Origin of the sequence: Deinococcus arcticus (genome assembly GCF_003028415.1) — a bacterium.
Classification (GTDB): domain Bacteria; phylum Deinococcota; class Deinococci; order Deinococcales; family Deinococcaceae; genus Deinococcus; species Deinococcus arcticus.
Window position 1 is genome coordinate 431,472 of record NZ_PYSV01000001.1, and the last position, 20,204, is coordinate 451,675.

General features: G+C 68.1%; 21 protein-coding genes. 14 read left to right on the forward strand and 7 right to left on the reverse strand.

Annotation, left to right across the window (positions count from 1 at the left end):
- The first annotated feature begins 27 nt into the window (after positions 1-27).
- From C8263_RS02000 to C8263_RS02015, 4 genes are all read left to right on the forward strand, one after another.
- Positions 28-1,077, forward strand: coding sequence for a M24 family metallopeptidase (locus C8263_RS02000; RefSeq protein ID WP_107136398.1), 1,050 nt, complete (start codon positions 28-30; stop codon positions 1,075-1,077).
- Positions 1,074-1,613, forward strand: a complete 540-nt coding sequence (locus C8263_RS02005; protein ID WP_107136399.1) for an RlpA-like double-psi beta-barrel domain-containing protein — start codon at positions 1,074-1,076, stop codon at positions 1,611-1,613. Before C8263_RS02000 ends, C8263_RS02005 begins: the two co-directional genes overlap by 4 nt.
- Positions 1,614-1,712: 99 nt before the next feature.
- Positions 1,713-2,171, forward strand: coding sequence for a YbjN domain-containing protein (locus C8263_RS02010; protein WP_107136400.1), 459 nt, complete (start codon positions 1,713-1,715; stop codon positions 2,169-2,171).
- A gap of 188 nt (positions 2,172-2,359) precedes the next feature.
- Positions 2,360-3,496 carry an acyl-CoA dehydrogenase family protein gene (locus C8263_RS02015; RefSeq protein WP_107136401.1) on the forward strand — a complete coding sequence of 379 codons (1,137 nt, stop codon included), beginning with the start codon at positions 2,360-2,362 and terminating at the stop codon, positions 3,494-3,496.
- A 227-nt stretch (positions 3,497-3,723) separates the two neighbouring features.
- Here the strand turns inward: C8263_RS02015 and C8263_RS02020 are convergent, their stop codons facing one another.
- Complete coding sequence (locus C8263_RS02020; protein WP_107136402.1) at positions 3,724-4,182, reverse strand: hypothetical protein; 459 nt, start codon at positions 4,180-4,182, stop codon at positions 3,724-3,726.
- 138 nt (positions 4,183-4,320) lie between these two features.
- Here C8263_RS02020 and C8263_RS02025 point away from each other — a divergent pair, with 138 nt between their 5' ends.
- From C8263_RS02025 to argC, 3 genes are all read left to right on the forward strand, one after another.
- The gene (locus C8263_RS02025) at positions 4,321-4,668 is read left to right on the forward strand and encodes a hypothetical protein (protein WP_146160551.1); all 348 of its coding nucleotides are present in this window, start codon (positions 4,321-4,323) and stop codon (positions 4,666-4,668) included.
- A gap of 95 nt (positions 4,669-4,763) precedes the next feature.
- Positions 4,764-7,052, forward strand: a complete 2,289-nt coding sequence (gene secD, locus C8263_RS02030) for a protein translocase subunit SecD (RefSeq protein WP_107136404.1) — start codon at positions 4,764-4,766, stop codon at positions 7,050-7,052.
- 123 nt (positions 7,053-7,175) lie between these two features.
- Positions 7,176-8,219, forward strand: coding sequence for an N-acetyl-gamma-glutamyl-phosphate reductase (gene argC, locus C8263_RS02035; protein WP_107136491.1), 1,044 nt, complete (start codon positions 7,176-7,178; stop codon positions 8,217-8,219).
- A gap of 50 nt (positions 8,220-8,269) precedes the next feature.
- Here argC and C8263_RS02040 read toward each other — a convergent pair whose 3' ends face one another.
- Together C8263_RS02040 and C8263_RS02045 are read right to left on the reverse strand one after the other, a co-directional pair.
- The gene (locus C8263_RS02040) at positions 8,270-9,112 is read right to left on the reverse strand and encodes an MBL fold metallo-hydrolase (protein ID WP_199188266.1); all 843 of its coding nucleotides are present in this window, start codon (positions 9,110-9,112) and stop codon (positions 8,270-8,272) included.
- A 10-nt stretch (positions 9,113-9,122) separates the two neighbouring features.
- Complete coding sequence (locus tag C8263_RS02045) at positions 9,123-9,593, reverse strand: DinB family protein (RefSeq protein ID WP_233218580.1); 471 nt, start codon at positions 9,591-9,593, stop codon at positions 9,123-9,125.
- 174 nt (positions 9,594-9,767) lie between these two features.
- On the opposite strand from C8263_RS02045, the gene C8263_RS02050 reads away from it, so the two are divergent.
- Entirely contained in the window at positions 9,768-10,238 is a 471-nt protein-coding gene (locus tag C8263_RS02050; RefSeq protein ID WP_107136405.1) for a response regulator, read from the forward strand.
- Here C8263_RS02050 and C8263_RS02055 read toward each other — a convergent pair.
- Together C8263_RS02055 and C8263_RS02060 are read right to left on the reverse strand one after the other, a co-directional pair.
- The gene (locus C8263_RS02055) at positions 10,230-11,384 is read right to left on the reverse strand and encodes a hypothetical protein (RefSeq protein WP_107136406.1); all 1,155 of its coding nucleotides are present in this window, start codon (positions 11,382-11,384) and stop codon (positions 10,230-10,232) included. The genes C8263_RS02050 and C8263_RS02055 overlap by 9 nt on opposite strands.
- Positions 11,381-12,181: a TrmH family RNA methyltransferase gene (locus tag C8263_RS02060; RefSeq protein WP_107136407.1), complete on the reverse strand. Its 801-nt coding sequence runs from the start codon at positions 12,179-12,181 to the stop codon at positions 11,381-11,383. Before C8263_RS02060 ends, C8263_RS02055 begins: the two co-directional genes overlap by 4 nt.
- A 74-nt stretch (positions 12,182-12,255) precedes the next feature.
- On the opposite strand from C8263_RS02060, the gene C8263_RS02065 reads away from it, so the two are divergent.
- The 4 genes from C8263_RS02065 to C8263_RS02080 are packed head-to-tail and all read left to right on the forward strand — an operon-like array spanning position 12,256 to position 15,091.
- The gene (locus C8263_RS02065) at positions 12,256-12,666 is read left to right on the forward strand and encodes a YchJ family protein (RefSeq protein WP_107136408.1); all 411 of its coding nucleotides are present in this window, start codon (positions 12,256-12,258) and stop codon (positions 12,664-12,666) included.
- 8 nt (positions 12,667-12,674) lie between these two features.
- Positions 12,675-13,607 carry a prohibitin family protein gene (locus C8263_RS02070; RefSeq protein ID WP_107136409.1) on the forward strand — a complete coding sequence of 311 codons (933 nt, stop codon included), beginning with the start codon at positions 12,675-12,677 and terminating at the stop codon, positions 13,605-13,607.
- 4 nt (positions 13,608-13,611) lie between these two features.
- Positions 13,612-14,157 (forward strand): hypothetical protein, encoded by a 546-nt coding sequence (locus tag C8263_RS02075; RefSeq protein WP_107136410.1) that lies wholly within the window; start codon positions 13,612-13,614, stop codon positions 14,155-14,157.
- Between the two features lie 49 nt (positions 14,158-14,206).
- A complete protein-coding gene (locus C8263_RS02080) occupies positions 14,207-15,091 on the forward strand; it encodes an NAD(P)-dependent oxidoreductase (RefSeq protein ID WP_107136411.1) in 885 nt (294 codons plus the stop codon).
- A 17-nt stretch (positions 15,092-15,108) separates the two neighbouring features.
- Here the strand turns inward: C8263_RS02080 and C8263_RS02085 are convergent, their stop codons facing one another.
- Together C8263_RS02085 and nagZ are read right to left on the reverse strand one after the other, a co-directional pair.
- On the reverse strand, positions 15,109-15,318 hold the full coding sequence (locus C8263_RS02085; RefSeq protein ID WP_146160552.1) for a hypothetical protein: 210 nt from the start codon (positions 15,316-15,318) through the stop codon (positions 15,109-15,111).
- 71 nt (positions 15,319-15,389) lie between these two features.
- On the reverse strand, positions 15,390-16,850 hold the full coding sequence (gene nagZ / locus C8263_RS02090) for a beta-N-acetylhexosaminidase (RefSeq protein ID WP_332888911.1): 1,461 nt from the start codon (positions 16,848-16,850) through the stop codon (positions 15,390-15,392).
- A gap of 418 nt (positions 16,851-17,268) precedes the next feature.
- Here nagZ and C8263_RS02095 point away from each other — a divergent pair, with 418 nt between their 5' ends.
- Both C8263_RS02095 and C8263_RS02100 read left to right on the forward strand, forming a co-directional pair.
- The gene (locus tag C8263_RS02095) at positions 17,269-18,846 is read left to right on the forward strand and encodes an ABC transporter substrate-binding protein (RefSeq protein ID WP_107136413.1); all 1,578 of its coding nucleotides are present in this window, start codon (positions 17,269-17,271) and stop codon (positions 18,844-18,846) included.
- Positions 18,847-19,163: 317 nt separating this feature from the next.
- Entirely contained in the window at positions 19,164-20,192 is a 1,029-nt protein-coding gene (locus C8263_RS02100) for an ABC transporter permease (protein ID WP_107136414.1), read from the forward strand.
- The last annotated feature ends 12 nt before the right edge of the window (positions 20,193-20,204 follow it).

A 20,204-nucleotide genomic window follows, 5' to 3' on the forward strand; every position in this document is an offset into this window, starting at 1 on the left:
GCCGGGCCGTGTTACCGTGGGCCGGTCATGACTCAACTGGAACAGATGCGCCTGGCGCTGACGGGGGCAGGTTTAGAGGGCGCGTGGATCAGCGATCCGGCCCATATCCGGCTGCTGAGCGGCTTTACGAGCGGCGCCGACGCCAAGCTGCTGCTCACCCCGGGCGGCGTGACGCTCTATACCGACGCCCGCTATGAGGTGCAGGCCGGCGAGGAAACGCGCCTGCCCACCTTTATCGCGCGCCCGCCGGAGACGCTGGAACACGCCGCCGCACAGGTGGCGGGGCTGCGCCTGGGCTTCGAGGCCGAGCACCTGACAGTGGCGGCCCTGGATGAACTGCGCGGCGCCTGGCCGGACACCACACTGCAGCCGCTGGGCCCGCTGCTGCGCGAGCTGCGCATGGTGAAAACAGCGGTGGAGATTGAAGCGATCCGCGACGCGCAGACCCTGGCCGATCAGGTGTTCGCGGAGGTGCGCCCCCTTATCCGGGCTGGCGTGCGGGAACTGGACATTGCCATTGAGATTGAAACGCGGCTGCGCCGGGCGGGGGCCACCGTGGCGTTTGACGTGATCGTGGCCAGCGGGCCGCGCGGGGCGATGCCGCACGGGGTGGCCTCAGCGCGCATCATCGGGGACGGCGAGCTGGTGACGGTGGACATGGGCGCGCGCCTGCGCGGCTACAACAGTGACATGACACGCACGGTGGCGGTGGGCGAACCCGGCGAGGAACTGCGCCGCGTGTACCGCGCGGTGCTGGAAGCCGAGGAAGCGGCGGTGGCCGCCGTGCGCCCCGGGGTGCGGGCGGCCGACCTGGACACACTGGCGCGCGACCTGCTGACCGGGCATGGGCTGGGCGAGGCGTTCGCGCACTCGCTGGGCCACGGCATTGGCCTGAACGTGCATGAAGGGCCCGGGCTGCGCAAGGTCAGCGAGGACGTGCTGCGCTCAGGCATGGTGATCACCATTGAGCCCGGCGCGTATCTGCCCGGGGTGGGCGGCGTGCGCATTGAGGATCTGGTGCTGGTGACCGACGAGGGGTACGAGGTACTGAGCCACAGCGAGAAGGAGCGGCTTTGAGAGCGGCGGCGCTGCTGGCGTGCGCGCTGCTGGGGGCGGCGGGGGCCCTGCCCTACCGGGTGCAGCCGGGCGACACGTGGTGGAGCCTCGCGCGGCGCAGCGGCGTCAGCGTGGCGGCCCTGCAGGCCCTGAACGGGGGCGGCGGGCTCCTGCGGGCCGGGGCCACGGTGCAGCTGCCCGGAACGGGGCTCAACACAGCAGGCAGCGCAGTGGCCCAGATTCCGGCGCGGCCAGCCAGCGCACAGAGCACGCCGGCCCCGGCGGCGGTATTTCAGCGTGGGCAGGCGGTGTACTACGGCGGGCGGCGCGACAGCCGCACGGTCATGACCGCCGCGCACCTGACCCTGCCGTTTGGCACCTGGGTGCGGGTGACCCATGCCCGCACCGGGCGCACAGTGGACGTGCTGATCAATGACCGGGGGCCCTTCGGCAACAGCGCGCGAATTATTGACCTCTCGGACGAGGCAGCCGCCGCGCTGGGGATTCTGAGTGAGGGCGTGGCGCCCGTCACCCTGACGGTGCTGCGCCGGCCCTGAGCCCCAGCCGGCCCCGGGCGGGTGTTAGAATCGCGCCGGGTTTCAACCACAGACAGACGATTTGCTGATGTGCTTCACCCACCGAGGAGGATGGTTTCAATGACGATGGAAACGGCGCTGCTGACCCTGGACACCCTGGCGAAGTACCTGAAGGACAAGGAAGTCCAGCTGGACATGGAAGAGAACAACGGCCAGCGCTTCATTCGCATGGGCTGGCGCTTCGAGATGGGCGACGCGGCCGTGCTGGTCAGCGTGAACGACGGCCCGAACAACACCAGCCGTCTGGAAATCACCTGCGTGACCCAGAAGCAGTACGGCGCCGAACGCCGCACGGAAGTTGTGAACATGCTCAACGACCGCAACCGCGAGCGCGCCTTTGCCCGCAGCATTGACGCCGACGGCAATGTGTGGCTGGAGTACGTGGGCTTCTACCCCACCCTGGCCGAGATGCCCCAGGAAACCTTCGACACGCTGTTTGGCGGCGTGCTGATGCACTTCCAGGACGACTACGCGGCGCTGGAAGGCTTTGTGCCCCAGATGCAGCAACCCCAGGCGTAAGCCACCCGGGGGCGGACTAGACTCCGCCCCTTTTCTCAGTGTCAGTAAGTGAAGAGATTCACGATTTTGCCTGTACGTGAATTTTGTGGCTCCTTGCCAGCTGCCGCCCCGGGCCCTTCCCTGATAGATTGAACCCAGTTCAAACCCTCCGGTGCCCGCGCCTGGGCGCCGCGTGCAAGGAGCCTCGCATGGATTTCACCCTGTCCGATGAACAACGCCAGCTGCAGCAGTTGGCCCGCGATTTTGCGCGCAAGGAGATCATTCCGATTGCCGCCGAGTACGACCAGAAGGAAGAACTGCCCTGGCAGGTCGTGGAAAAGGCCTTTGAAGTGGGCCTGCTCAACCCCAGCATTCCCGAGCACGCGGGCGGCCTGGGCCTGGGCATGTTCGACGAGTGCTTGATTGGCGAGGAACTGGCCTACGGCTGCATGGGCATCTACACCGTCCTGATGGCCTCTGAGCTGGGCATTGCCCCGGTGCTCATTGGCGGCACCGAGGAGCAGCAGAAGCGCTTTCTGGGGCCGCTGACCGAGAAGGCCGGGCTGGCTGCCTTTGCCCTGAGCGAGCCCAACAACGGCTCGGACGCAGCCGGGATGCACACCACCGCTGTGCTGGACGGCGACGAGTGGGTGCTCAATGGCACCAAGATGTGGATTTCCAACGGCGGGCTGGCTGACTTCACTGTGGTCTTCGCCACCACCGACAAGCAGGGGGGGCACCGGGCGACTGTGGCGCTGGTGGTGCCCAGGGACGCGCCGGGCTTCTCGTGGAACAAGATTAAACACAAGATGGGCCAGCGCGCTTCTCTGACCAGTGAACTGGTGTTCGAGAACGTGCGGGTGCCGCGCGCCAACCAGCTGGGCGGACTGGGCGACGGCTTCAAGATTGCCATGAAGACGCTGGACAAAACCCGTATTCCAGTGGCCGCCGGCTCGGTGGGCATTGCGCGGCGGGCCATGGAAGAGAGCATCAAGTACGCCAAGGAGCGCGAGGCGTTCGGCAAGCCGATTGCCACCTTTCAGGCCATTCAGTTCAAGCTGGCGGAGATGGCCATGGGCATCGAAACCGGGCGGCTGATGTACCAGAAGGCCGCGTGGCTGGTGGACCAGGACCTGCCGCACGGCTTTGAAAGCGCCATTGCCAAGGCTTACTGCAGCGAGATGGCCTTCAGTGCCGCCAACGAGGGCATTCAGATTCACGGCGGCTACGGCTACGTGGGCGAGTACCCCGTGGAAAAGCTGCTGCGCGACGTCAAGCTCAATCAGATTTACGAGGGCACCAACGAGATTCAGCGTGTGGTGATCAGCCGGCAGCTGCTGAAGTAATACGGGTTCCGAAAAGTTCCGTAACACGTTGCGGAACTTTTCCGACCAGAGGGAGCAGGAAAGAAGGCGGATTTCCGGGAATTGGACCTGAAAGGCTCCGTAGGAGCGGAACATCCCCCTTCTTCCCGGATGGTACGGAAATGGACGGCAGTCCGTATCAGCCGGGAACAGGAGAGCAGCGGCAAAGGGCTTGTGCCCCGCCGCCGCTCTCCTGTTTGGTCAGGGCGCTACGTGCCGCTGGGGGACTGGGTGATGGGGGCCGCCTGCCCCTGGGTGCCGGGCAGGGCGCCGCGCGGGCCGTGATCATGGTCGTGGCCGCGCATGCCCCGGCCGCCGGGCCCACCGAAGCCCCGCCCACCAAAGCCCAGGGGGCGCTCCTGGAGGTGGCGCTTCATCTCGGCGGCGTGGTCACTGGGCAGATCGCCGGCTTTCACGGCCTGGTCAATGGTGGCGTTGCCGGCGGCTACAGCGGCGGCCTGCAGCTTCTCCGCTGTGATGCCCAGCTGCGCGGCCAGCTTCTGCAGAAAAACGGTGTGGTACGCCGTGCCGGACGCAGTGCGCGGCGCAGGGGCCGACTGGGTGCTCTGGGACGTCGGCGGGGTCTGGGCAGTGCTCCCGCTGCCGGCCAGGACCAGGCCAGCGGTCAGGGGCAGGGCAGCGAGGGCGATCAGGGGAATTCGTTTCATGTCAGGCTCCTTGGCACAGGAAGAGAGGGGGAATCAACAAGAGCGGCTGTGGTGGCCCTGGGCGGTTCACCACGGGCGCAGTGTGCAGCTGGGCGGTTAAGTCGCGGCTAAAGGCCCGTTGCGCTATCCTGGGTCGCCTTGCGAGACCCGATGACCTTTCTGAGCACGTGGCGCCCGGCGGCGCGCGCGTGGCCCGGGGTTGTCTCGCTGCTGTCCCTGCTGGCGGTGCTGCTGGGGGCGGCGCCGCCGCCGCCCCCCGACAGCGGCGGCCTGAGCGCGGCCGGGCGCGTGACCTCTGCCCTGCCCGAACTGCGCCCGGCCCCCGCACCCGGGGCGCCGGTGCCCATGACCGCCGGCACGCCGCCGGAGCCGGTGTGGTTGCCACCAGTGCCACCGGCGCCCGCGCCAGCAGCGCCGGTCTGGGACATGCCCGCGCGCCGCCCCGGGCTGAGCGAACTGGGCCGCCGCCAGACCGACGGCGGGTAGCGCCCCACCTGCTTGGCCGCTCCGGGCTTTGTGCCCCCTTCACCGCCTCGTCTCTTCTCTGACCACTCTGGTCTGACCCTTCTGGAGTTTTTTCTGTGACCTACGGCAATAACCGCAACAAAGATGGGCGCCGCCCCCCGGCCAAACGCGCCCCCACCGCCAGCCGGCCCAACCCCTGGACGGGCCTGCTGCTCGTGCTGACCCTGCTGGCCAGCCTGCTGTACATCTGGCGTCCCTGGGAGCACCAGGACAACCTGTGGAGCCTGTGGGACGACAAGTTTCAGTTCATGACGCTGGGGCTGGACCTCAAGGGCGGCCTGCGCATTGAGCTGGCCCCGGAGAGTGGCGCGGCCACCCGTGAAGAACTCGACCGCGTGAAAACGGTCATCGAGAACCGCATCAACGCCCTGGGCGTGGCCGAGCCCACCGTGACCATTGCAGGCGGCAAGCGCGTGGTCGTGGAGATCCCGGGCGCCACCCCCGCCGTGCAGGACCGGGCGCGCACCATCATCAAGCAGACGGCGCGGCTGGAATTCCGCATCGTGCAAGACGGCGTGCAGCCGGATCAGGCGCTCTTGCAGCGCAACCCGCGCAGCGGGGGCTACACGCTGGCGCAGCTGGGGCCGGTGCAGGCCACCGGTGAGGTCATCCGGGACGCGCAGGCCGCCACCGATCCGCAGTCGGGGCGCTGGGTGGTGACCTTCCAGAACACCGACAAGGGCGCGCAGACCTTTGGCGATTTCACCGGCAAGAACGTGGGCAAGCTGATGGCCGTGGTGCTGGACGACCAGATTCAGTCGGTGGCCACCATTCAGCAGCGCCTCTTCCGCGACGTGCAGATCACCGGCAACTTCAGCGCCGAGGAATCCAATCAGCTCGCCCTGGTGCTCAAGTCAGGCGCGCTGCCCATCAAGATCCGCACCGAGGCCGAGCGCTCGATTGGGCCCACCCTGGGCGCCGACGCCATTCGCAGCGGCGCGCTGGCCTCGCTGGCGGGGATTGCGCTGATCTTTGTGCTGCTGTTCGTGTACTACGGCTTCTGGTTCGGTCTGGTGGCCGCGCTGGGCCTGATCTTCTCGGCCATCATCATCCTGGGCCTGCTGGCAGGCTTCGGCGCCACACTCACCCTGCCGGGCATCGCGGGGCTGGTGCTGACCATCGGCGGCGCGGTGGACGGCAACGTGCTGTCCTTCGAGCGCATCAAGGAAGAGCTGCGCCGGGGTAAGGGCATCAAGAATGCCATTGGCGGGGGCTACAACCACTCCACGTCGGCCATTCTGGACGTGAACACCGCGCAGCTGCTCTCGGCGCTGGCGCTGTACAACTACTCCACGGGCGCCGTGAAGGGCTTTGCGGTCACGCTGATGATTGGCGTGGTGGCCTCCACCTTCTCGAACCTGGTATTCGGCAAGTGGTTTATCCAGTGGCTGGCGCAGCGCCGGCCCAACATGAGCGCGCCGCAGTGGTTCCGCGAGCCGCGTTTTGACTTCATCAAGCCGGCGCCGATCATTTCCACGCTGAGCGTGCTGCTGGCCATCGGCGGCGGCGCTCTGCTGCTGACCAAGGGCCTGAACTTTGGCGTGGACTTCACCAGCGGCACCACCCTGACCGTGAAAACCAGCGCCGCCACCACCACTGAACAGGTGCGCGCCGCCGTCACAGGCGCGGGCGTGGCCCAGGTGACGGCGCAGAACGCGACCATTCAGCGCGTGGTGGTGCCCGGGATCGAGGGCGCGGCCTACACCGTGAAGGTGCCGGAACTGGGCACCGATCAGATCAAGCGCCTGTCGGCCGGCATCACCGCGCTGCCGCAGGGTGAGGTGCAGTCCTTTGAGACCGTGGGCCCCACCGTGGGCCGCGAGCTGACCGAGAAGACCATCTACGCCATGCTGCTGGGCCTGGGCCTGATTCTGGTGTACGTGGCCTTCCGTTTCGACCTGACCATGGGCATCGGCAGCGTGCTGGCCGTGGCGCACGACGTGGGCATCGTGCTGGGCCTGTACACGCTGCTGAACCTGGAATTCTCCATTGCCAGCGTGGCCGCGCTGCTCACCCTGATCGGTTACTCGCTCAACGACTCGATTATCGTCTCGGACCGCATCCGCGAGAACCTCAAGGAGATGCGGGGCAAGTCCTACCGCGAGATTGTGAATGCCAGCATCAACCAGACGCTCTCGCGCACCCTGATGACCTCGGTGTGCACCATGCTGCCGCTGCTGACCCTGCTGATTTTCGGCGGGCCGGTGCTGCGCGACTTCGCGTTCGTGCTGCTCGTGGGCATCCTGGTGGGCACGTACTCCAGCATGTACATCGTCTCGCCGCTGGTGGTCTTCCTGGAAGAATGGAAGCAGCGCCGCAAGACGGGCATGCCAGCCAAGGCCTGAACACCGCCCTTCTTCGCCTGCCGCCCCACCCCCGGGGCGGCTTTTCGTTTGGCAGAAGAACCGGCTGCATTGGTTCTCACTTGGAAGGCCCACTGGCTTCAGCTATGCTGCGGGGCGATGAACATGCATGAGCAGAAAACAGTCGCCATTGTGGGCGGCAGCGGCTATGCGGGGGGCGAATTCCTGCGCCTGGCGCTGGGGCACCCGCAGCTGAGGGTCACGCAGGTGACCAGCGAACGCCAGGCAGGCACCCCCGTGGGTCTGGTTCACCCCAACCTGCGCGGGCGCACCAACCTCAAGTTCCGCCGGGCCGCCGAGCTGGAGGAGGCCGACATTCTGGTGCTGGCGCTGCCACACGGGCACGCGGCGGGGCGGCTGGCCGAGTTTGAGGGCAAGGCGCAGGTGATCGTGGACCTGTCGGCAGATTTCCGGTTGAAGGACCCGGCCACGTATCAGGCCACCTACGGCCAGCCCCATCCCACGCCAGAGCGGCTGCATGAATGGGTGTACGGCAACCCGGAACTGCGCCGGGAAGAGCTGCGCGGCGCCACCCGGATTGCCTGCGCGGGGTGCTTTGCCACCAGCGTGATCCTCGCTCTGTATCCGCTGCTGAAACTGGGGGTACTGCTGCCCAGGGACATCATTGCCACCGGGCTGGTGGGGTCCAGTGCGGCGGGCGCCAGCGCCACGGACAGCAGCCATCACCCGGAGCGCGCGGGCAGCCTGCGCGTGTACAAGCCTGTGGGCCACCGCCACACCGCCGAGGCGCAGCAGGAGTTGCCCGGGCACTTTCCACTGCACCTGACCGCCATTTCTACCCCGCGCGTGCGCGGCATCCTGACCACGGCCCACGCCTGGATTCCCGATGGCTACAGCGACCGCGACGTCTGGAGCGCCTACCGCGAGGTCTACAGCCAGGAGCCGTTTATCCGCATTGTGAAGGTGGCCAAGGGCATCCACCGCTACCCCGATCCCATGCTGCTGGACGGCACCAACTACTGCGACCTGGGCTTTGAAATGGACATGGACACTGGCCGCGTGGTCCTGATGAGCGCGATTGACAATCTGGTCAAGGGCACAGCGGGCCACGCCATTCAGAGCCTGAATGTCGCCCTCGACTGGCCGGAGACGATGGGTCTGGAGTTTGCAGGGCTGCATCCGGCGTAGGGGGGTGTGGAATTTGGGCACTCCTGGCCCTACCTCCCACACCCCACGTCCTACACTCCTTCGAGCACAAAGCCCCCCTTCGGATTCGCCCGCAACTTCGCAAAGGCCGCGTCGGGGTCGTGGGGGGTGCAGATCAGCGCGCCCTCTTCAAACCACTGGCCCAGGTACTGTTTGCGGGTTTCCAGGGTGGTCACGGGGTACAGGTCGTAGCCCATGATGTACGGCGTGGGCGCGTGGGCCAGGGTAGGAATCAGGTCGGCCACGTACACCAGCATCTGCCCGCCTGCGCGCAGCACCACGCCCTGCTGGCCCAGGTTGTGGCCGGGCAGGGGCAGCACGCTCAGACCGGGGCGCAGTTCGTGTTCGCCGTCCACCACCTCAAACAGGCCCGCGTCGGCAATGGGGTCAATGGTGGCCGGAACGTAGCTGGCGCGGTTGCGCTCGTGGGTGTGGCGGGCGTCACGCAGCTCCTGCGCCTGCACCACGTAGCGGGCGTTCGGAAAGGTGGGCTCGCCCGTCAGGGTCACGTTGCGCCCGGCGTGGTCAAAGTGCAGGTGGGTGTTGATGACAAGGTGAATGTCCCCGGGGCCCAGGCCCAGGGCGTCCAGGCCCCGGAACACCGTTTCATCGCGCTCCAGGGCGTACATGCCTTCAAACTTCTCGCCGCCCTGGTCCCAGAAGCCGGTTTCCACCAGAATGTTCTCGTCTCCCAGCTGAATCAGCAGCGGGTTGATGCGCAGCCGGATGCGGTTGAGGTCGTCGGCGGGGGCCACGCGGTCCCACAGGACTTTGGGCACGCTGCCAAACATGGCGCCGCCGTCCAGACGAAACTGCCCGTCGGTCAGGGAATGCACGCGCACGTCGCCCAGTTGCCGCTCTTGATGCCAGGTCATGGGGCGCAGGCTAACAGACGTTTGTTGAACTGGTGGAGCTGGCGCCTACCACTGGGGGCGGCAGGGTGCCGTGCAGGCGGCGCAGCAGGGCCACCTGTCCCCAGTGATAGGCACTGTGCGCGGCCAGATCGGTCAGCACGTCGCGGGCGCGGCCAGAGGGGTCCTGGGCCAGCACCTGGGCCTCGGCCAGGGCCACCTGCAGGTCGGTGACGATCTGGGCCAGCTGGGCCTCGGTCAGGGCTTCAGTGGGCCAGACACTCAGTTCCCCAGGCCAGCTCTGGGCACGCCCAGAGGCGAGGTCCAGGCTGGCGCGGCTGGTGACTGCGAGATGAAACAGCAGTTCGGCCAGTGTGTAGGGTGCGCCCGGCACAGACCGCGTGGCCTCGGCCCAGGTGAGGCCAGCAAGCAGGTCGTCGGGGCGGCGAAAAGCGGCGCCGCCCACCAGGGCGTACTGCAGCACGTTCAGGGGAGGCGTGGTCATGGGCTCTGAGCCTATGGGAAGTGGCGCAAGCTGACGAAGGCTTCAAGGGTGCCTCAAGGGCATGTCGCCGGAGCCTAAAGCCCGGCTGGGGCCAGGGCTCAGAGGGCGCTGCCACACTACGAAAGACAGAAGCGCCCCGCGCTTCGCCCAAGTCTTTCTCTGAGGTTCCTACCCATGACGCACGCCCCCTTCCCCTCCCCCACCGCCATCCAGATTCTTCTGGTCGAAGACAGCGAGCCGGACATCCTGCTCACCCAGGAAGCCTTTGCCGAGGCGGGGATTACCAACGAGCTGTCTGTGGCCCGCGACGGCGTCGAGGCGCTGGAACGTCTGCGCACGCCCGGCGCCATGCCCCGGCCCGATGTGATTCTGCTGGACATCAACATGCCCCGCATGAACGGTCTGGAATTCCTGCGCGAGATCAAGCGCGACCCCCAGCTGATGACCATTCCGGTGATCATGCTGACCACCAGCGAGGCCGAGGAAGACATTCTGCGCTCCTACGAGGCCTTTGCCGCCAGTTACGTGGTCAAGCCGGTGGATTTTGACCGCTTTTACTCGGCCATTCAGGCGCTGGGCCGGTACATGGTCACGATTGTGCGGGTGCCGGGCCCGGGCGAGCCCGGCGGGCGCCGCTCAGCCTGAGCCCCAGCCCTCGCTGACCAGCGCTTCAAGCAGGCGCACCGCTTCTTCCAGGCGGTGCGCCTGCACGCGCGCGGCGCTGCGGGTCTGGCGCCATTCCAGGCGCACGCGCGCGAGGCTCAGGTCGTCGGCGCCCAGCTGCGAGACCTGCAGGGCACGCCGCTCCAGGATCTCGACCTTGGCGGCCAGGTCGCGCAGGGCAACCTGATGGGCGCGGGCGGCCCCCAGGGTGGCGTCCAGCTGGGCCTGGGCTTCCTGCTGGGCGGCGTGCAGGGCGCGCTGCGCCTGGGCCACCTGGGGCGCACTCTCCCCGGCTTCGCCGGATTGCCACAGCGCGTAGTTCAGGGTGTGGCGGGCGCGCAGCACGTTGGGGTGCAGCGGCACGCCCAGCGAGAAGCGGGCCGTGTTCAGATCAATGTCCAGCATGGTCAGCGGGGTGTCGGCGTCGCCCAGGTCAATCAGGGGCGTAAAGGCGTCCAGAAAGGCGGCGGTCTGGCTGGCCATCAGGCGGGTGTGGGCCAGCTGTCCGGCCACCGGCTGCCCGGCGCGCGACGCCTCTTCCAGTTCGGCCACATTCAGCTGCAGCAGTTCGCTCTGGGCCACGGCCGCCGCCACCTGATCGGCCACCTCCACGCGGGCGTGGTCGGCGCGCAGCTTGCTCAGCATCTCCTCGGTTTCCCAGCGCCGCACCTCGGCCTGGGTGGCCTGCACGTCCCACTCGGCGGCGCGTTCCAGTGCGCGCAGGTCCGGGTTCTGGCGAATGGCCGAGAGGCTGCGCCCGGCAATCTCGGCGTGCGAGCGGGCCAGCAGCAGCGGCAGGTCGTGGGCGCGCCGGCCCCATTTCACCGGGCCCGGGGCCGGCGCGATGGGCCCGGGGGTGGGCTGGGCCGGCACCGGCACCGTCTCGGCAAAGCGCGCGAGGTCCAGGGTGGTGCTTTCCAGCCACTTGTCGGCGCGGGCGTCGCCGTAGGTGCCCTGCATCAGGGCGTACACGTCCTGCAACACCGCCACCACGTCGCGGGGGCCCAGGGTGCGCATGGCGGGCCAGCCCCGGCGCTGAATGGCGCCCTGCACGGCCTGCTCGGCCTCACGCACGCCCAGTTCCACACTCAGGCGGGCTTTCAGCCAGTCGCGGTAGGGGTCGCTCATATGGCCTTCCCTTGCACGCGGCGCTGGCGGACGCATTCGTAGAGCATCAGGGCGGCGGCGGTGGCCACGTTCAGGGAATCGGCGCCCCGGCCCTGCATGGGAATGCTCAGGGCGTGGTCGGCGCCGCGCCACTCCACGGGCAGGCCCTGGTGCTCGGTGCCCAGCAGCAGGGCCACGCGGCCGGTCAGGGGCGCGTCCCAGTAGGTGCGCGGGGCGTCCGGGGTACAGGCGAAGGTGGTAAAGCCGCGCGCCGAGAGCCACGCCAGGGCGTCGGCCTCGGTCATCACGGCCACCGGCAGGGCAAAGACGCTGCCCTGCGAGGCCCGGATCACGTTGGGGCCGTAGGGATCGGCGCCCCGGCCCAGCACCAGGATGCCGTGTGCCCCGGCCGCGTCGGCGCTGCGCAGGATGGCGCCCACGTTGCCGGGCTTTTCCAGGCCGTGCAGCACCACGGTGACCGCCTGGGGGCCGGGCTCGGGCAGGGCAGGGTGCGGAGTGGGCGCCAGGGCCAGCAGGCCATCGGGGTTTTCCCGGGCGCTCACTTTTTCAAAGGCGGCGCGGCTCAGTTCGGTCACCAGGCCCAGGGTGGGGGCCAGGGCGGCGGCCTCGGGGCTGTGCAGAGCCGGGCAGGAAAACACAGCCTCGGGGGCCAGCCCGGCGTGCAGGGCCCGGGCCAGTTCGCGCGCGCCCTCGATCAGGATGGTGCCGCTGCGTTCGCGTTCGCGCCGCTCGCGCAGACGCACCAGCCGCTTGATCTGCGGATTTTGCAGGGAGGTGATGGGTGCGGGCGCCGTCATGGCTTCTGATTATGCAGCCGGGGCGTCGCCCGCGCCCGCAAAGCCCCCTGCGGGAAATGCTCTAGGGTGGGCGCATGGCGCTGGTGTATCCCCCGTTCAAGTCGTGCCCGTGTGGCTCCGGGCGCAGTTACGCGCACTGCTGCTCGCCGCTGCACGCAGGCGGGTGGGCCCAGACCCCCGAAGCGCTGATGCGCTCGCGCTACTGCGCCTACGCGCTGGGAGACGCCGGCTATGTGCTGCGCACCTGGCACCCAGATACGCGCCCGGGCACCCTGACGCTGCAGCCGGGCACCCGCTACGTGGGGCTGCGCATTCACCGCGCCGGGGGCGACGAGGTGGAATTCACGGCGCAGCTGAAGCTGCCTGACGGCGAACGCTACAGCTTCCGCGAGCGCAGCGTGTTCCAGCAGGAGGGCGGGCAGTGGTTCTATCTGCGCGAAGCCCAGACGGCCGGAGCGGGAACGGGCGAGCGCGCCACACCGTAGCAGGGGGCATGACCGACCAAGACGTGAAGGCCAAGGCCCGCCCAGGCACGCCGCTGCAGGTGCGCCCCCCCAGCCGGCGGGTGGCTCTGACCATAGGCGGCCTGCTGGCCGCCGCGCTGCTGGTGGGCCAGAGCGTGAAGATCATTCCGGCCGGCTACGTGGGCGTGGTGTTCAGTGCCCTGAGCGGCGTCAAGAGCGGGGTGCTGCAAGAAGGCATTCATTTTCTGGTGCCGTTTGTAGACCGGGTGAACCTCTACGACGCCCGCCTGCAGGAGGTGACGCTGGCCCACACGGTCAGCGACGGGGACGAGGGGGCCATCCGGGCGCGCAGCAAGGAGGGCCTGGACATCACGGCGGACGTGACGGTGCAGTTTCGTATTGACCGGAACAAGGCGGCCATTCTGCACAAGGAACTGGGGCGCAACTACCTGCAGACCGTGATTCGCCCGCAGGTGCGCAGCAAGGTGCGCGACTCGATTGGTCAGTTCAGCGCGGCCGACATCATCAGCACCGAACGCCGGGCGGTAGAAGCCAGCATCACGGGCGCGCTGCGGCAGGTGTTCGAGCGCAACAATCTGGTCCTGGACAGCGTGCTGCTGCGTGAACTGCGTATTCCGGACAGCATCGCCAAGGCCATTGAGCAAAAGCAGGCGGCCGAGCAGCAGGTGGCGGTGGAGAGAAACCGGCTGCAGCAGGCCAACATCAGCGCCCAGCGGGCTGTGGTGGAGGCCGAGGGCGCAGCCAAGGCGTCGGTGGCCAAGGCGCGCGGGGAGGCCGAGGCGCTGTCGCTGCGCGGACGGGCCCTGCGCGAGAACCCGCAACTGATTCAGCTGACGGTGGCCGAGAAGCTGGCCCCCGGGATTCAGACCGTCATGCTGCCCAGCGACGGCAACTTTCTGCTGGACGTGGCAAACCTGACCAAGCCGAAGAGCGGCAACTGAGCCCATGACCGCCGTGCTGATTCTGATGGTGATTTTTGCCGGGGTTATGGGCATCGTGTACGTGGACAACACCACGAAGCGGGGGCGGGCGCTGCCGCCGGGAGGCCGCCCGGCCCGGCCGGAGCCGGGGGCGGCCCCTGCCCTGCCCGCCCCCATCCCCGACGCCGCCGAGACGCTGGCGCTGCGCCTGCCCGAACCGGCCCGCGCCCAGGCGTGGGCGCTGCTGTGCCGGGTGGCCGACGCCCTGGGGGCCGAGGGCAGCGACGCCCGCACCAGTTTCCTGCTGACCCAGACGCGCGAGCACTATCTGCCCGAGACGCTGCGCGCCTACCTGCACCTGACCCCGGAAGCGCGGGGGACCCTGCTGCGCCAGGGCCAGCCTGCCGAGGTGCTGCTGCACGAACAGCTGACCCTGCTGGACGACGGCGTGCGCGAGGCTGTCAGGCGCGACCACGCCGCCGCCGACCGCCTGCTGACCCAGGGCCGGTTTCTGCGTGAGCGCTTTGGAAGTGAGGGCCACGAGTTGCGCCTGCCCGGGGGCGAGCCCTGAAGGCGGCGAACCGACCGCCTGTTCCCGCGCCATGCCGTAGCCTGCGGGCATGACGACCACGGCATTTCTGGGACTGGGCGCGATGGGCTTTCCCATGGCAGCACATCTGGCACGGCGGGCCTCGGCGCAGGGGGGGCGCGCACTGGTGTGGAACCGCACGGCCGCGCGCGCCGCCGACCACGCCGCCCGGCACGGCAGCGAGGCCGTGGACCTGGGGGCCGCGGCCCAGGCCGACGTGCTGCTGACCTGCCTGCCCACCAGCGCCGAGGTGGACGAGGTGCTGGCTGCGCTGCAGCCTCACCTGCGGCCCGGCACCGTGTGGGTGGACTGCACCAGTGGGCACCCGGAAGCGGCGGCGAGGCAGCGTGCCCTGCTGGCCGAAGTGGGTGTGACCTTTCTGGACGCCCCGGTCAGCGGCGGCACGAACGGCGCGCAGGCAGGTACCCTGACCGTCATGGTGGGTGGGGACGAGGCGGCCCTGCGGCGTGTAGAAGGCGAACTGGCCTTTGCGGGCAAGGTGGTACATGTGGGGGGCAGCGGCACAGGCTTTGCCGTGAAGGCGGTGAACAACGCCCTGCTGGCCGTGAACCTGTGGGCGGCGGGCGAGGGACTGGCGGTGCTGGGGCGCGCGGGGGTGGACCTGGGCGCGGCCCTGAATGTGATCAACGCCAGCAGTGGGCGCAGCAACGCCTCCGAGAACCTGATCGGGCAGCGGGTGCTGAGCCGTGAATTTCCGGCCACCTTCGCCCTGGGTCTGCTGGCCAAGGACGCCGGCATTGCCGCCGAACTGACCGCCACGGTGAAGGGCAGTGCGCCCGTGCTGGCGCAGGTGGCGGCCCTGATGCGCGGGGCGGCGGGCGTGGTGGGCCCAGAAGCCGATCACACCGCCGCGCTGAAACTGATTGAGGCGATGAACGGGCTGGAACTGCGCTGAGGGCAGTCTGCGGCCCTTTATTTCATGCCGGGGTCGGCCTGCAGTTTGCGCTGCTCCATCAGGCCCATCAGGCGCAGCCATTCCTCTTCGGGCAGCTCATCAAGGGCATGGCCACCGTGGGCCTCACTCAGAAGCTCGCGCATGATGAGGGCCTCGCGGTCGGTGGTGGTCTGGGCGCCCATGCGGTCCAGAATGGGTTCCAGGGGCATGAACGGTGAAATCTTCATGGCGCGAGCGTAGGTGAGCGGACAGGCCGGGACGTGAACGGGGCAGAAGGGCGCCTTCACGTCCCGGCCTGTCAGAACGGTGCTTTCCCACCGGCGGCCTGCTCGCCGCGCAGGCATGCCAGCAGGGCCCGGCGCGCTTCCGGGCGAAAGCCGTAGGTGATCAGGGCCGGAGCGTCCACATCCAGCGCGGCGTAGGGGTTGTACAGCGCGAGGTGCAGATCCGGCGTCACACCCACCAGAGCGGGCGAGCGGTGGCGGGCGGTGGTGGCCAGAATCACTGGCCGGCCAGCGGCCCGCAGCGCAGCCCAGTCCAGGTCCTCGGGGCGCTCGAAGGGGTGCAGCGCCACGTCGTAGACCTGCCCCAGTTCACGGGCCAGAGTCTCGGCGTCGGCGCCGGCCTCGCTGACGTTGTGGCGCTCGGGGGCGCGCCACGCGACCAGCAGAACGCGCGAGCCGGGCGGCGGGGGCTGGGGCGTGCGGTAGGCGGTGAGGCCAGCCGCCCAGGCGTGGGAGAACAGCGCGGCGTCGGCGGCGGGGTCAGGCGTGGGCACAGCCTGGGCCGGGAACGCCTGGGCCAGCGCGCGCAGGCGTTCCCGGCTGGCGGCCATCTGCGCGGGGTCCAGGCGGCCACCCGCCAGGGCCCCGTCTACCGCCGCCAGGGTGGCGTCCTGCGCTTCACGGCGGCCCAGGGCCATCACCAGATCGGCGCCGGCGCTCAGGGCCAGCACCGCCGCCTCGCCGCGCCCGTAATGCCCATCTATGGCCTGCATGCCCATGGAATCGGTCACAATCACGCCGTCATAGCCCCAGTCGCGGCGCAGCAGGTCGGTCAGGATGGTCCGCGACAGGGTGGCGGGCCGCTCGGGGTCCAGGGCGGGATACACGATGTGGGCAGTCATGAGGGCCGGGGCTTCCGGCAGCAGGGCGCGGAAGGGGGCCAGTTCGGTGGCGTCCAGTTCGGCGCGGGTCTTGTGCACGGTGGGTAGGGCGAGGTGGCTGTCCAGGACCGTGTCGCCGTGACCGGGAAAGTGCTTCACGCAGGCGGCCACCCCGGCCCCGGCGTGGCCCCGCAGCGCCGCGCGGCCATGCCGGGTGACCGCCGCCGGGTCGTCGCCAAACGCCCGCTCGCCAATCACCGGATTGGCTGGGTTCACGTTCACGTCCAGCACCGGGGCAAAGTTCCAGTTGAGCCCCACCCGGCGCAGTTGCCGGGCCAGGGCCGCGTTCACGGTCTGCGTCAGGGCGGGGTCGTCAGCGGCCCCCAGGCCCATGGCCGCCGGGGCAAAGGGCCAGAAGGCCGGGCGCAGGATGGCGCCCCCCTCGTGGTCCATGGCGATCAGGGCACGGTCGCCCATCACCGCGCGCAGATCGGCGCACAGGGCGCGCAGCTGCGCCTCACTCTGTATGTTCTTGCCGAACAGGCACACGCTGCGGATGCCGTGCCGCTTCAGGTGGGCGGCGGTGTCGTCGTCCAGGCCAGGGCCGGGGATGTCCACCATCAGCAGTTCGCCGGGCAGGGGCAAAGGGGTCACAGCTTGCAGCGTACGGCAGGCGGGGGCCAGGGGGGGCCAGCCTCGGGGGGAAAGCCCGCAACTGATACGGGTTCCGAAAAATTCCGTAACGAGTTACGGAATTTTTTCGACCGAAGGGAGCAGGAAAAGATGCGGATTTCCGGGAATTGGAGGAACATCCGGCTCTTTCCCGGATGTTACGGAAATGAACGGAATCCGTATGACCCTCCGGCGCGTGATCCGGGTGAGCGCCCAAGGGCCACGCGAAATCCAGCGCGCCGGGGGCCCGGCGGTCCCGAGACCGTGAACAGACAGAAGGCGCGCGCTTGACACCCTACAGGGCGGCCCCTACCCTGAACGCACGTTTGACTGTTTTTCATCACGGCGTGTGGGCGGATGCCAGGGGCACCCGCAGACACTGGCCCGTGACGGAGGTTCCATGAAGAAACTGCTTCTGACTGCCCTGCTCTCGACCCTCAGCGGCGCTTCCGCCGCGACCCTGGTGTTCGGCGGGAACGGTGAACCCGTCAGCCTGGAATCCGGCAACATCACCGACGGCATTTCCATTCTTGTGCAGCGCCAGATTTACGACACCCTGGTGGACTTCAAGAACGGCACCACGGACCTCATTCCGGGCCTGGCCACCAAGTGGACGCCCAACGCCAACAACACCCAGTGGACCTTCACGCTGCGCAAGGGTGTGCGCTTCCACGACGGCACCCCGTTTAACGCGGACGCCGTGGTGTTCAACCTGGGCCGCTGGTGGGACAAGGCGCACCCCTACGGCTTCCGCGACCAGGGCCGCACCTTTGAAATCATGGGCGAGCTGCTGGGCGGCTACAAGGGCGACGCCACGGCCGTCATCAAGAACATCGTCAAGGTGAACGATTCCACCGTTCGCGTGGAACTGAACAAGCCGTCTTCCATTCTGCCCAACGTGCTGGCGGCCGGGTACTTCGGCATTGCCAGCCCGGCGGCCATCCGCAAGGAAGGCGCCAAGTACGGCACCCCGGCCAGCAAGCCCGTGGGCACCGGCCCCTTCATCTTCCAGAGCTGGCGCACCGGCGACCGCGTGACCCTGCTGCCCAACAAGCTGTACTGGGGCGAAAAGGCCAAGGTGGATCAGCTCGTCATCCGCAACATCAAGGATGCCAGCCAGCGCCTGAACGAACTGAAGGCCGGCACCATTGACTTTGCAAACGAGCTGACTCCCGACAGCCTTAAAAACATCCAGGCTGACAAGAACCTCGTGGCCGTCAAGCGCCCCTCGTTCAACGTGGGCTTCGTGGCGCTGAACAACCGCAACCAGTACCTGAAAAACGACAAGGTGCGTCAGGCCATCTCCATGGCCATCAACAAGAAGGAAATCGTGGACGCCTTCTGGAACGGCCTGGGCGTCAGCAACGCCAGCTTCCTGCCGCCCGTGATGAGCTGGGCCAACAGCCCCAAGGTCCCGGCCGACTACAAGTTTGACCCGCAGGCCGCCAAGCGCATGCTGGCCGAGGCCGGCTACCCCAACGGCTTTACCATTGACCTGTGGTACATGCCCGTCAGCCGCCCCTATTTCCCCACGCCCAAGCCCATTGCCGAGGCGATTGCCGCTGACCTCTCGGCCATTGGCATCAAGGTGAACCTGAAAACGCAGGACTGGGCCAAGTACCTGGAAGAGCGCAACAAGGAACCCGGCTTCGACATGTACATGATCGGCTGGACCGGCGACTACGGGGACCCCGACAACTTCTACGGGGCCTACTACGGCGCCAACGCCTCGGACGACATCAACTGGAACCCGGCCAACGTGCAGAGCCTGCTGGAGCAGGGCCGCGCCGCCGCGACCCAGGCCGCCAAGGCCAAGGTGTACCAGCAGCTGCACGAAATCACCTACAACGCGGCCTACCGCATTCCCATGGTGCACTCCAACCCGCTGGCCGCCGCACGCACCTACGTCCGTGGCTGGATTCCCAGCCCCCTGGGCAGCGAGGCGTTCAACACCATTTCCATTACCGGCAAGAAGTAAGCCGCTTTCCGCAGGGAGAGGGAAAAGAGACGGAGTTCCGGGAGTTGGACTGGAACAGCGCCGAAGGCGAGCAACATCCCCCTTCTTCCCGGATGTGACGGAAACGCACGGAATCCGTATCAGCCGCTTTCCACCGACCGCGCCTCCTGTCTGGGGCGCGGTCTTTGCTGGTCGGACAGTGGGCGGTCCGCGTCTGGGCGCCCCAGGTGTGATTCCCGCTACACTGTGCGCCAATACTGCTTTTCCTGTTCGTCCGTGCCACAGCTTCTTTCCAGGCGCGCCTTTCTCCTCGCCCCCTTTCCCTCTGGAGGTCTGCTTTGGGCAGTTACCTGATTCGCCGCCTGCTGCGGACCCTGCTGGTCATGCTGGGCATCAGCTTGGTGGTGTTTGTGTTTGTGCGTTCCATTCCCGGTGACCCGGCGGTCGCCATGCTGGGCGAGCGCGCCACGCCAGAAGCGGCGGCGGCCCTGCGCGAGCAGCTGGGCCTGAACAAGCCGTGGTTTTTCAATCCGGCCAATCCCTTAGACGCCCAGTACCCCAAGTACATGGCCGCGCTGCTGCAGGGCGACCTGGGCTCGGGCCTGAAAAGCAACATTCCAGTCTGGGAGGACCTGAGGGCCCGCTTTCCCGCCACCGCCGAGCTGAGCATCGCGGCGCTGCTGTTTGCGCTGCTCATTGGCATGCCTGCCGGCATCGTGGCGGCGCTGCGGCGCAACAGCATGTGGGACAACCTGGCCACCACCATTTCGCTGGTGGGGGTCAGCATGCCCGTGTTCTGGCTGGGCCTGCTGCTGTCGTATTTCTTTGCAGTCAAGCTGGGCTGGCTGCCCCCCAGTGGCCGCCTGGGCACGGACTATGACATTCAGCCCATCACGGGCTTCAATATTCTGGACGCTCTGCTGCGTGGGCAACCGGCCGCCGCCTGGGACGCCCTGCGCCACCTGATTCTGCCGGCCATCGCGCTGGGCAGCATTCCGCTGGCCATCATTGCCCGGATTACCCGCTCCTCCATGCTGGACGTGCTAGGGCAGGATTACGTGCGCACCGCCCGCGCCAAGGGCCTGACCAGCCGCAACGTGACCCTGCGCCACGCCCTGCGCACCGCCCTGCTGCCGGTCGTGACGGTGATTGGCCTGCAGGCAGGCGCGCTGCTGGGCGGCGCCGTGTTGACCGAGACCATCTTCTCGTGGCCCGGCATCGGCTCGTGGGTGTACGACGCGATCAGTCAGCGCGACTATCCCATCATTCAGGGCGGCGTGATTTTCGCGGCGCTGGTGGTCAGCCTGGCCAACCTGATCGTGGACCTGAGCTATGCGGCGCTGGACCCCCGCATTCAGTACAGCTAAAGGAGCTGGGAG

Bases quoted from the DNA above. Each gene is read 5' to 3' on its own strand.
- C8263_RS02050 (WP_107136405.1), top strand. From the start codon at position 9,768: ATGACGCACGCCCCCTTCCCCTCCCCCACCGCCATCCAGATTCTTCTG.
- C8263_RS02085 (WP_146160552.1), bottom strand. From the start codon at position 15,318: ATGAAGATTTCACCGTTCATGCCCCTGGAACCCATTCTGGACCGCATG.
- C8263_RS02075 (WP_107136410.1), top strand. From the start codon at position 13,612: ATGACCGCCGTGCTGATTCTGATGGTGATTTTTGCCGGGGTTATGGGC.
- C8263_RS02080 (WP_107136411.1), top strand. From the start codon at position 14,207: ATGACGACCACGGCATTTCTGGGACTGGGCGCGATGGGCTTTCCCATG.
- C8263_RS02055 (WP_107136406.1), bottom strand. From the start codon at position 11,384: ATGAGCGACCCCTACCGCGACTGGCTGAAAGCCCGCCTGAGTGTGGAA.
- C8263_RS02060 (WP_107136407.1), bottom strand. From the start codon at position 12,181: ATGACGGCGCCCGCACCCATCACCTCCCTGCAAAATCCGCAGATCAAG.
- C8263_RS02070 (WP_107136409.1), top strand. From the start codon at position 12,675: ATGACCGACCAAGACGTGAAGGCCAAGGCCCGCCCAGGCACGCCGCTG.
- C8263_RS02040 (WP_199188266.1), bottom strand. From the start codon at position 9,112: ATGACCTGGCATCAAGAGCGGCAACTGGGCGACGTGCGCGTGCATTCC.
- C8263_RS02015 (WP_107136401.1), top strand. From the start codon at position 2,360: ATGGATTTCACCCTGTCCGATGAACAACGCCAGCTGCAGCAGTTGGCC.
- C8263_RS02000 (WP_107136398.1), top strand. From the start codon at position 28: ATGACTCAACTGGAACAGATGCGCCTGGCGCTGACGGGGGCAGGTTTA.
- C8263_RS02065 (WP_107136408.1), top strand. From the start codon at position 12,256: ATGGCGCTGGTGTATCCCCCGTTCAAGTCGTGCCCGTGTGGCTCCGGG.
- C8263_RS02095 (WP_107136413.1), top strand. From the start codon at position 17,269: ATGAAGAAACTGCTTCTGACTGCCCTGCTCTCGACCCTCAGCGGCGCT.
- C8263_RS02020 (WP_107136402.1), bottom strand. From the start codon at position 4,182: ATGAAACGAATTCCCCTGATCGCCCTCGCTGCCCTGCCCCTGACCGCT.
- C8263_RS02045 (WP_233218580.1), bottom strand. From the start codon at position 9,593: ATGACCACGCCTCCCCTGAACGTGCTGCAGTACGCCCTGGTGGGCGGC.
- C8263_RS02010 (WP_107136400.1), top strand. From the start codon at position 1,713: ATGACGATGGAAACGGCGCTGCTGACCCTGGACACCCTGGCGAAGTAC.
- argC (WP_107136491.1), top strand. From the start codon at position 7,176: ATGCATGAGCAGAAAACAGTCGCCATTGTGGGCGGCAGCGGCTATGCG.